The sequence below is a fragment of the Mesorhizobium sp. M1A.T.Ca.IN.004.03.1.1 genome (assembly GCF_003997555.1).
In the GTDB taxonomy this organism is placed as follows: Bacteria; Pseudomonadota; Alphaproteobacteria; order Rhizobiales; family Rhizobiaceae; genus Mesorhizobium.
This window is the reverse complement of sequence record NZ_RZTV01000030.1, coordinates 1-10,661: the sequence shown is the minus strand read 5'-3', so window position 1 is coordinate 10,661 and position 10,661 is coordinate 1. Positions and strand designations below refer to the sequence as shown.

Genomic DNA, 10,661 nt, shown 5'->3' with positions numbered 1-10,661 from the left:
GCGAGCTTCTCCTCCCGATAGAGCCGGAACAGCTTCTTGTGGTTCACGACCAGGCCCTCCCGCCTCAGCATCACGAGGAGACGCCGGTAGCCGAACCGGCGACGCTCCTGCGCGATCGCCTTCATCCGCTCGCGAATCTCGCGGTCGTCCGGCCTGCTGGTCTCGTAGCGAACCGTCATGCGGCAACAGCCGATGGCTTTACACGCCCGCCGTTCGCTCATCCCGAAGCCTTCCTTCAGGTAAGCGACAGCTTTCCGCTTGGCCGCGGGCGTCACCATTTCTTTCCCACGAGATCCTTCAATGCGGCATTGTCGAGCATGGCGTCGGCCAGAAGCCGCTTCAGCCGCGTGTTCTCGTCCTCCAGCGCCTTCAGTCGCCGAGCCTCGGAGACATCCATCCCGCCAAAGCGGGCCTTCCAGTTGTAGATCGAAGCATCGCTGACGCCGTGCTTCCGACACAGGTCGGCGACCGAGACCCCGGCCTCATGCTCCTTCAAAATTCCGATGATCTGCTCTTCAGAGAAGCGGCTGCGCTTCATGTCCTGGTCCTCTCGATGGGCCAGAACGAACTTCAAACCGGATTAGATCAGAGGGGCAAGGTCACCTGGAAGCAGGATTGGGGAGATGTACTTTCCTCAGTTTCTGGTCGGAATGCTTATCACGTCGAGCGTAGTCGGAACCTGGGCCTATGAGGTCACAGGGTCCGTCTGGATGAGCATTGCCTGGAGCCTCCTAGCCGCGCTTCTGTTGCAGGTCGGCTATCTCGCGATTGTGTTCAGGCTTGTATATGGTCGGCGACACTCCGAGCCGAAGGCGAAGGAGACCGATCCGGACGCTGCCAAGCAACAATCCCTTCCACATCAGCCACGACATACAGACGGCCGCTGACCAACTGCCGGCTTGGGCGTTCTCGTCCCTGCTTTTTTGGAGACCCATAGCGTCCGCGCAGGCCCCCGTATGTGTCCGATCACAAGATTCCCGCCACATTGCCGAGCTTTGGTTAGCGTCGCTCCCGGGTAACATGCAACAATTGCTGGAGTCGGACCGGCAGGTGCGGCGAGGCGTCCAATTCGGTACAGCTCTTTTTCCATCGGCGGAGATATTCGGCGATTGGAACCCCGCTGCGGCCAGGCCAGCGGTTGAGCGCGCCCAGCGCCTCAACGCAATCGGGAACCTGTTCGTATTCTGCGAGAATGGTCGGGCACATTGCTTGCGCGAACGGATTGAGACCTGGAACTTCGATCTCGTTTCGGTGGTCGGCGAACCACGTCGCAGCATCTCGGGTAAGTCCCTGGCTGTCGGCGAGCGCGGTATAGCGTTTGATTATGTTCCCACGATATTCGGCAATGGCATCGCCGAAAGCGTTGTCACCTGCGAAAGGCGGGTCCTGTTTCCAGTCTTTCGCCAGGCGTCCCAGGCCTCGCAGCGAGAAGGCCTCCACCATGGCTTCCTCCAGCCATTGGCAAGGCGGTGCCGGCTTCGCATCGGCCTGCCAGCTGTTGGCAAGCACATGGCCGAGTTCATGGCCGAACTGGTAGGCAAGCTTCGACCAGTCCCGTTCGCCGATGTCGACAATGATCCAGGCCATACTGCTGCCGTCGGGATGCAGCCAGATCGCCGGCTGTCCGGTGCCATGGCGGTCGACGCGGAGCCTTGCCGGCTGGCGATCAGACAGCAGTCGGACGCCGTCTAGGCAGGCGCGCCGCGCCTTTTCAACGACCTGTTCTGCCGCTTGCGGGAGCATGCGGCCCCAATTGCCCGCGAGTTCGAGCGGGGCGGACAGAAGCGTCGCGGGTGTCTTATTCCGGGGGGATGGCATAGCTGCATAGCCCGGGTCCAGGATGGCCGAAAACTTTGCCATTGCGGTAGCCGATGCTGCCGCAACGATGATGCCAACCGCCAAATCTCGGCGCCTCATAGCCTCTCCAGTTGCCGGACGCAAATCCTCCAAAAGTTCGAATGCCTGGTCCAAGCCGTCTCGCCAGCTACCACCGATCCGGCTAGACTTGAAGTTCTCTCAAGTGGAGGCCGGGGCGCAAGCTGGTTCGCTCGATGCAAAGTGAGTGAATGGACGAACCATCGCCAAAATGGGGCTAAAAGCGTCATGTCGGAGATTTATGTAATCAATCTCGATCGAAGTGTCGGGCGGCTGGATAAATTTCGCAAGTTGAACTCGCACCTGCCGGAAGTCCGGAGGTTCTCCGGATTTGACGGAAAATCCATCGACCGCGACAAGCTGATAGAGCGTGGGGTTATCAGTTCGGATTTGGAGTATGCGCCTGGGAGTCTGGGCTGCGCCATCTCGCACGTGACGCTCTGGAGAGAGGCCGTCGGTCGGCACAAGGTGATAACGGTTGCCGAAGATGATGCGATCTTCTCTCGCGAGTTCGAACGACATACGAACGCGCTCTTGGCGAACATCCCGGCCGATTGGGATTTCATCCTGTGGAGTGCAAGTCTGCGATGCTATGCCTGGCTAGATGCCCTTCCTGGCGGAACCGGTGCCAGGCTGGAGTTCTTTCCGGGCGAAGTCATGACGCATATTGCTGACTTCCAGGAGGCGGAAATCGAACCTGCTCTGCTTCGAGCGCGCTATCTGCTCGGCACGGTTTGTTACTCCGTCTCGCCACGTGGCGCGCGCGCGCTGTTGGAGTGGTGCCTTCCGATACGGCCGATGATCGTGGATTTTGCAGGCTTCGGCCTAAGGCTGAACAATGCAGGCATCGATTGCATCATGGCGGGCGTGATGCCCTCGCTCAAAGCCTATGTGTGCTTGCCGCCGCTTGTCATCAGTGACGAACGGCCGGAGGAATCGGTACGGATCAATACGTGAGCGACAGGCTGGCGTTGACCGCAGTCGGCCAGTCCGTCCCATCAGGCAACCGATAGCCTTCACCGAACACCTTGTTCGCCGAGCGGCGCTGCTCGATCTTCGTGCCGGCGCCGAATGAAGAAATCGAGGTTGTTCCTGAGACGCTCATTGCCCGGGTCAAGCTCGAGCGCCATCTGCCCCCATTCCACAGCACGGTCCATCGCATTCAGGTGCCATGAGGCGATGGCGCCCAGATCAAACAGCCGAAAGCCCCAGCAGTTCGGGTCATCGAGATAGCTTCCGGTGCGACGGGTGTTTTCGATTCCGTTGCTGCACGCCCAGAACAGATTCAACCAGTCGGCCCTGCCGTGGAGTTCCTCCGCAAGGTCGGCCCAGATCTCGCGCCGATGCGGCGCTTCCATTCGCGCTTTGTCCAACCACACCAATCTCTGGTGCGGCATCATGCGTGCGATGTAGCGCATCGCTTCTGACCGTTCCTCGCCCCAGGTGCTTGTCGGCAAGCCAAGGTAGCGCTCAAGCAATTGAACGGCCTCGTCGGGCCGGTTGGCCCACATCAGGTCCCGCCCGAGCCAGAAACACATCTGTGCGTCGTCGGGATCTTCCTTGTAGGCAACCTCCATCAGAGGCAGGTAGCTGCTCCTGGTTGGCTTGGCCAGGTCCTGCACCTCGAACATGACCAGGTCGTTGCTGGTCGTGACCACCTCCCTTTCTCCGGTGAAGACGAGGGCCTCATGGACGGGGCGCTTGAAGCGATATCCCCAGCGATGGTGAAAATTCTTGGTGGCCCATTGCCGCAACGGTCTGGGGTCGTCGACACTCGCTCTATAGATCGTCTGGCAATAGAGGGCTGTCGTTTCGGGTCTCCAGGCCGCCTCCAGCTTGGGGCGCCAGCCGGGCTCGAGGAAACGGTCCATGTCCATCGTGCAGCACACGTCGACGTCGGCGGGGATGAGTGCCAGGGCGGCATTTCGGGCGTCATCGAAGCGCCATGGGCGGACCGCGATCCGGTGCACGGTAACGCCGGCGTTGATCAGTCGGGATACCGTGTCGTCGGTGCTGCCGGTGTCGGCGACTATCCGATAGTCGGCGCCGACGGCCGAATTTGCCCACCTCTCGACATGTGCGGCTTCGTTCAACGCGATGGTGTAGACCGCTATCTTCAAGGAAGGGGTCCGCGATTGGACGCAGTCGCTAAGCGACCTCCCGCTGAACGGCTGGACTCGCCCGAACCCGACCGCACCGCCCTGTGACGCTCATCGAACAAGGCCGACGCCTCCGCGCTTGCGGATCGCCACTAGCCCTCCGAGCAATTTTGCCTGGCTAAGCTCGAAGTGGCTGTCGAAGAACCGGATTTCGGCAAACTGATCGGCAAGGTCGCTGATACCGACCGGGTCGATTGATCGGGCCGTGCCGTGCTGTTGGATTTCTCGCAAGATATGCTTGGTGAGTGTGATTTCACCGGCATTTTCGCCTGTTGGCTGCCAGTCGAGGTCTTCGATGAAATACCATCCACCCTCTGCGAGCAGCGGGAAGAATTCGCGCAGCGTCAGTTGCTCGTCGAACGAGGCGTGGCTGCCGTCGTCGATAATCACGTCAAGCGAGCCCGGTTCCAGCTTCGCCGCGACGGAGCGCAGATCCTCCAGCTTGGATTGATCGCAAACGAAAGACTTGAACCTCTCATTGTTGAACTGAGAAAAATCCGTCAGGTCGACACCGATCACCTCGGCGTAAGGAAAATAGGACTGCCAGAGCGCGACCGAGGGCGTCTCGGACTGGTTGCCTTCCGCCGCGATGCGACAGAGGCCGATCTCTAATAGCCTCCGCATGGAAAGTCTCCGGCTCGACAGCAGCCGCTCGTAGACGCGTGCGTAAGCATGCCGGTTGCCGGTATGGCGGTTCTTGTCGGTGTTGAAGCGATCAGCAAGATCGATGAGTGTGGGAAAGCTCCGCAGCGGCTCGACCAGCAAGGAGATGAGCGGCGCTCCTTCCCCGCCCGAGCGAGCCTCATTTCGTGCCGTCCACAGGTGTGTTCCGAAGACACGCTCATCATTCAGGTAGACAGCCACATCGGCGAGCGGCTTTTCGAACTCGCCTATCTCGGTCCAATCGATCGCGTTAAAGAACATTGGCCCGAAGACCCAATCGCGCAGCTCGGCGCCTTGATCCGAAGCGATGTAGTCGGAGAGCAGTTTCGGGCCGATCTCGCCGAACCCCTTGCCGCTTGCACCGAAGAAGCGCTCGATTGACATCTCGTAGAGTGCTCTCAAATGGGGGCTGAAGGCTTCGGCATAGATGACGTTGCCGCAGACGAAGTGGCCTTGGTGCCCGCCGCGCCATTGCAGATTGAAAAAGTAATCGCCGCGGAACGGAAACGGTCGCAGCATGACCACGTCGCAATCCATCCACAACCCGCCATGTTCGTAAAGCACGGCGTAGCGAAAGGCGTCGCTGAAATAGCGGATCTCGGAGCCGGCGACCATTCGCTCGAACAAGCTGCGCGGCATCACGTCATCCGCGGCGCGTACCTCGACGCCGAGCGGCACGAGGAATTGAAGCTTGTTCGGCGAGTAGCTCCAGACCCTCACGGGATGGCCTGCGGCGCGCATCGACGTGGTGGCGGCAATCAAGGTCAGATGCTTCGCAGTGTCGGAAAGCACCTCGTAAAAGCAGTGGATCTGAGGCAGCGCGGCATCTCCCCTGTCCAGGAAGGGGGCTATCCGGCTATCGAACGCCCAGGATTGATCGCGACGCTCATGCGGCGAGTCTGCGAAGCGAAGGAACGGCGCCAGCTCGAGCAGGACCTCCTCTGTGCCTTTCGCATTGCCGGAGAGGACAATCCTGCTCGCCTCCTTCGGGAGTCCGCTGTCAGGCCGGGTTTGTTGATGGAGGTCGCCGGGTTCTTTGCGCTGCTGAGCCGCCGCAATTTGTATGGTCGCACCGTCCGCCGACGTCGTCGCAAGTGAGCTCCAATATGCCTCGCTTGCAGACAAAGAGTCTGTCCTCTCCAGCAGCGAGCTTACCTCCGAGGCATCGACCGCGGCGATCCACGCTTCGCTCTCGGCGACGCCGTACGAAATCAGCAGGCGCTCGTCTTTTGGGTGCCAGGCTAGGCCGGCGGCGAACTCAACCCCCTTTTCATTGAAGAAGAACGGCCGGCTGATCTTTGCCAAGCAGCCTGTTTCGTCCAACCAGACGAAGCGGTGCTGGCAGTATGGCTGAGCCCCGTCCGGCCTTGCCCGCGTCTCGTGCGCGAGTGTCAGCCATCCGCCTTCGAAGGCAATCGCCTGGGTGCCTCCCTTGAGCTGGTCGGCAGCGACGGAAGACGGCTTTTCCGATATCGTCTGCCCTTGATCGCCGACAATGCGGATGGAATCACCCACAGAAAGGAACTGCAGCCGCTCCCGGTCGGTGCCGATGCCAGCCGGCTTGACGAGGGGGAGCCAGTTGTTGCCGTTCACCTTCGCACCGATCGGCCGGAGCACACGCCAGTCGGTCATCCGGTATGGTGCAGGCCCGCCGTGGTCGATGCGCGCGATGACTGGTTCGCCTTCTGCGGCCGACGCGCGCATATAGGCGCTGCTCCACAATTGCCCCTCCCAGGCAAACGGGCGCATGGCCTCGAGGCCGCAGCCGTAAGCAGGTCGCGGCAAGTCGGTCGGCTGTGAAATCTCATCGGCCGACGCGATCCCGAATTCGCTGTCGATGCGCAGCAAGAAATTGCGTGTGTGCACCGCCGCTCGATCCGGCGCTCGAGCCCGGAGGTTCTCTTCCGCCGCCGCCAAGGTGATGGCCCCCTGCAACACTACGATCTGGTTGTCCCAGCGAGCCACGGAGGGGTTTGAGAGCCGATAGCCGTCGGGCGGCATGAAGCCGACCGGTTGCGCAGTGAACGATGGCATCATCGTCTTGGCGGGCTGGATGTAGAAGAACAGGTTGGAGCGCGCCAGATCGCGGGAACCGTCGGCGATGCTGCGGCTCAGCGCCAGCCAATTGCACACTGCGAACCCGCGGTCCTTGCGCAATGGATCGCTGGCGTAGTTTGCCGCGATCGCGTATTCCTCGCGAAGGCCCGTCGTGTAGATGAAATCCTCGAGAAACAGGATGTCTTGCTCCGGTTTCCTGATCGCCAGACCGGCTTCCGAAAACAGCACGCTGGCGTCATTCATCCCCTTCTCGCGATGGAACCGCGCGAGGTCGTAGAGGGGTTCGGTACGTTGCGGGCGCTGATTGAAGGCAGCAAGCGCCTGGCGAATGAAGCCTGCGTCGTCCCCGAGCTTTCTTAGGCAGCGCGCCTCCTGCAGCCGGGCGTTCCATGCTTCCTCGTCCCAGCCGCCCATCGCCGCGCGTTTGGCGTAGGCCACCGCCGCCTCGGCCGTGCGCCCGGCGTCGCGGTAGGACTGCGCCAGGTAAAACCAGTATCGGTGGTTCTCCGGGTCTTTCTCCAGCGCCTCCAGCAGGAGCTTGATGTCGCGATCGAACTTGTCGACGCGGTTCGATCCGGTGGCGTGGTCCTTGTACCAAACGCCCTGCAGTTCCTTCACGTCGCCGGGAACGTCGAGATATTCATGCGTCACGCCACGGTAGCGGGCGCCGGTATCGCGCCTGACGATGCGGGTGTTCCAATAGGCGAGGTCGGAACCGGAGCGCTGGAGCAGCCGATAGCCGGGACAGTCGAGCTGCGCTCGGAAGCCCGCGTCCTCGACGACCAACTCCATGTCGGCGTCGTCAAAAAGCAGATAATCATAGACGAGCGGCGAAGCATACGCATGATCGAGCGCGGCGTTGCGGGCCTGCTCGAAATTTTCGAAAGGGAACTGATGCAACTCGCCGGGCAGGTCGCGATCGGCGAAGAAAGCCCTGATGTAATCCTGGGTCCCGTCGGTCGACCCGGTGTCGCCGATGACCCAGCAGTCGATGTGGTCGACAACCGCCCCCAGACAGCGCTGCAGGTTCGCCATCTCGTTCTTGACGATCATGTTCAGGCAAAGTCGCTTGCCAGTGGTCATCCGTGAAATTGCCATCTCTCGCTCTGACGTTGCGCGACGTTCAAGCAATGCCATTCTCTGCGTGCCGCGGATGAATTCGCGGAGCCGTCTCGAAGCTCCTATTGTCTACTTGCCACCGGAGCGGCCAAGGTCCTCAGACGATCTCCGCTCACTTCACCGCCATTTGCCGAGCGACGTCAAGATCGACGAAGCGGTGCTTGGCGTCGACCCCATCGCCACCCCGAAATGGGATAGCGGGAGCTCGATCCCGATCACGTTTCTGGGTTTGACGCAAGTTCCCGGGTGAGGGTTAAGGTATGGATTTCAAAAATATTTTCTAGAGTTGCGGTTTGTAATATTTCCCGACCTAATACTTTCGAGGTAGGCCGGTTTAGTCGCTTCCATAGTTTACAGATCGCTAATTTTCAAATTTACTAATTTGCTGCTGTGAGGGGGGCCCACAGGTCGTGGGTAGCTGGCATTCTGCGGAAGTCGTAGGGGAGTCAAGCCAGAGGGTTCCGGAGTAGCAAGGCCAAAGTCGCGGACGACTAAGGCACGTGCGTTGGTGAGCGCGCGGCCGAGTGAGCGTTTGTCTTTTTTGTTCGGGTCGAACGGGTTTTTCCACTCCGGAGCTCTCTCGCGAGTTTTCGCCAAGAGATCGGCGTCGGCTGTGACGGGAGTGGATCGTGTATCACGTGATATCACGTGCGTTTCCCAGGGAGTTTGAAGCCCGCCGCTTCGACAAACTTCAAACCTATCCGCAACTGAGCGGCGCAGCCCGTGCCCATCTATGCGCCGGCGGGAAATTTGTTGCTGCAAGGTGCGGCGGATTGGCTCCCGTGCCCCGCATCCAAACCAAATCTCAACAGAGCTGTTCAAACCGAGGCCGTCGGCGAACGGCGCCGTCTGCGACTTGTTGCCGGCCGATCGGACCAGGAGTCGTCTGGAGCAAAGGCTGCAGCCCATCACGTCTTCGCGCGCGAGCTTTCGTGCGGCCTTGCGGCCAAGCCCGTCGGGTCGGGGGCAGCACTGCGGTGATTGAAAATCAAGTGTCAAGCAGGAGAAGCCGCGGCATCAGCCGCCGCTAATCGGGGAGTGCATGATGACCTACGCAACTTCGTCTACTGCAATGGACGTGACCGTTAGGGGCGTTTTGCCCATCGGCGACGCGACCGAGCATATAACCTATTTCATTCTGGATGCCGCCAAGAACGCGATCGTCGGCCAGGTCATTCTTCCCGCCGCCGTCAAGCGAAGCCACGCTGTCGCAATAACCGTGAAGGTTCCGAGCACCGCCGGCTCTCTCGCGATCGGGACATTTGACGATGGCGGGAATTTCCAAGCCTCCGGTTTCCTCCGCGTGGAGGCCCCCCTCGTTGGCCGCCCAAGCGGCGCCGTCGGGCCGTCCGGAAGATGACCGCGGCCAAGCGCCGTTTCCGCGCCGCTCGCCGACTAAGCCGGTGGGCGGTTTCCCTTTTGAAATGAATTGGAAGCGAACAGGAGCCAGTCATGGCCCGTGCCTCTGAAATTCTCTTTGTGGATCCTTCGATCTCCGATCTCGAGACTGTTCTGAGCAACGTCCGGCCGGGGGTCCAGGCTATCCTGCTCGATGGCCGTCAAGCGCCGGCGGCGCAGATGGCTGCGGCGCTGAGAGGGCACGAAGAGCTCCGCGCGGTCCACATCATCGCGCATGGCGCGCCGGGTCGGGTTAATTTCGCTTCAGGAGAATGGTCGGTCGGGACGTTGAAGGGCGCGGCTGAGGAATTCGCCGCAATCGGCAGGGCGCTCGCTGCGGACGGCGAACTGCGGCTATGGAGCTGCGAGACGGCGCTGGGAAGGGCAGGCGATGCGTTCGTCGACGCTTTGGAAGCGGCCGTCGGCGTGGATGTCTGCGCGTCCAGTTCGCTTGTCGGTGCGGCAGTCCTGGGCGGTGCTTGGGAACTACCCGCACGTGCGGGCGCGTCGGCGCCCCTGCCGCCGCTGACCCCAGTTGGCGTAGCAAGTTACATCGGGCTCCTGGTGGCGGGTAATCTGACGCTTACCGGCACTGTAGCCGATGGCAACAGTAAAAGCATAAATACGTTTTATCTCATTGATACTACTGCCAATCCAGATACCATTGTTGGAAGTTTCGTTCTTCCTCAGTCGAACAATGGCGTGGCGTTCAATTTTGCAATAACTATTACAGTACCTGATACAACCCATACTTATCAAATTTACACCAGCGGCTTCGAGCTATACGGTACGCTAACGCCTGCCGCCGGTAATACTTACAATTTTGCGACCGACGCTGGTAACAATGGTGACAATGGCGATACATTCAATGGGGGCAGTCTCGCCGTCACGAGTCAAGTAGGCCCGACCGGCCCGGCTGGCGCGACCGGCCCCACGGGTGCGACCGGCGCCACGGGCGCGGGTGCAACGGGCGCGACCGGCGCCACCGGAGCAACAGGCGCGACGGGCGCAACCGGCGCGGGTGCGACGGGCGCCACAGGTGCGACCGGTGCAACGGGCGCCACCGGCGATACCGGAGCTTCGGGTGCGACCGGCGCTACTGGTGCGACTGGAGCAACCGGCGCAACCGGCGCTACAGGTGCGACTGGCGCTACGGGTGATACCGGAGCAACGGGCTCGACTGGAGCGGCCGGCGCTACAGGTGGGACCGGCGCTACGGGTGCGACCGGCGCCACCGGCGATACCGGAGCAACAGGCGCCACCGGCTCGACCGGCGCGACGGGAGCAACCGGCGCCACAGGCGCGACCGGCTCCACGGGTGATACCGGAGCAACGGGCGCCACCGGCTCGACAGGTGCAACTGGAGCGACAGGCGCTACCGGCGATACC

General features: G+C 61.3%; 6 protein-coding genes and 1 pseudogene. 3 read left to right on the top strand and 4 right to left on the bottom strand.

Translation table 11 applies throughout. The features are described from left to right. Together EOD29_RS30305 and EOD29_RS30295 are read right to left on the bottom strand one after the other, a co-directional pair. Positions 1–538, bottom strand: a pseudogene (locus EOD29_RS30305) (transposase); the annotation flags it as partial. 461 nt (positions 539–999) lie between these two features. Beyond that, positions 1,000–1,860 carry a hypothetical protein gene (locus tag EOD29_RS30295; protein WP_067330783.1) on the bottom strand — a complete coding sequence of 287 codons (861 nt, stop codon included), beginning with the start codon at positions 1,858–1,860 and terminating at the stop codon, positions 1,000–1,002. A gap of 243 nt (positions 1,861–2,103) precedes the next feature. On the opposite strand from EOD29_RS30295, the gene EOD29_RS30290 reads away from it, so the two are divergent. After that, entirely contained in the window at positions 2,104–2,832 is a 729-nt protein-coding gene (locus EOD29_RS30290; protein WP_067330621.1) for a glycosyltransferase family 25 protein, read from the top strand. Positions 2,833–2,891: 59 nt separating this feature from the next. Here EOD29_RS30290 and EOD29_RS30285 read toward each other — a convergent pair whose 3' ends face one another. Next, the gene (locus EOD29_RS30285) at positions 2,892–3,995 is read right to left on the bottom strand and encodes a glycosyltransferase (protein WP_127248744.1); all 1,104 of its coding nucleotides are present in this window, start codon (positions 3,993–3,995) and stop codon (positions 2,892–2,894) included. 90 nt (positions 3,996–4,085) lie between these two features. Beyond that, a complete protein-coding gene (locus EOD29_RS30280) occupies positions 4,086–7,892 on the bottom strand; it encodes a glycosyltransferase (protein ID WP_127248743.1) in 3,807 nt (1,268 codons plus the stop codon). 1,024 nt (positions 7,893–8,916) lie between these two features. On the opposite strand from EOD29_RS30280, the gene EOD29_RS30275 reads away from it, so the two are divergent. Then, positions 8,917–9,234, top strand: a complete 318-nt coding sequence (locus EOD29_RS30275) for a hypothetical protein (RefSeq protein WP_095826372.1) — start codon at positions 8,917–8,919, stop codon at positions 9,232–9,234. Between the two features lie 92 nt (positions 9,235–9,326). After that, a partial coding sequence (locus EOD29_RS30270; RefSeq protein ID WP_127248742.1) for a DUF4347 domain-containing protein occupies positions 9,327–10,661 on the top strand: 1,335 nt, incomplete at its 3' end.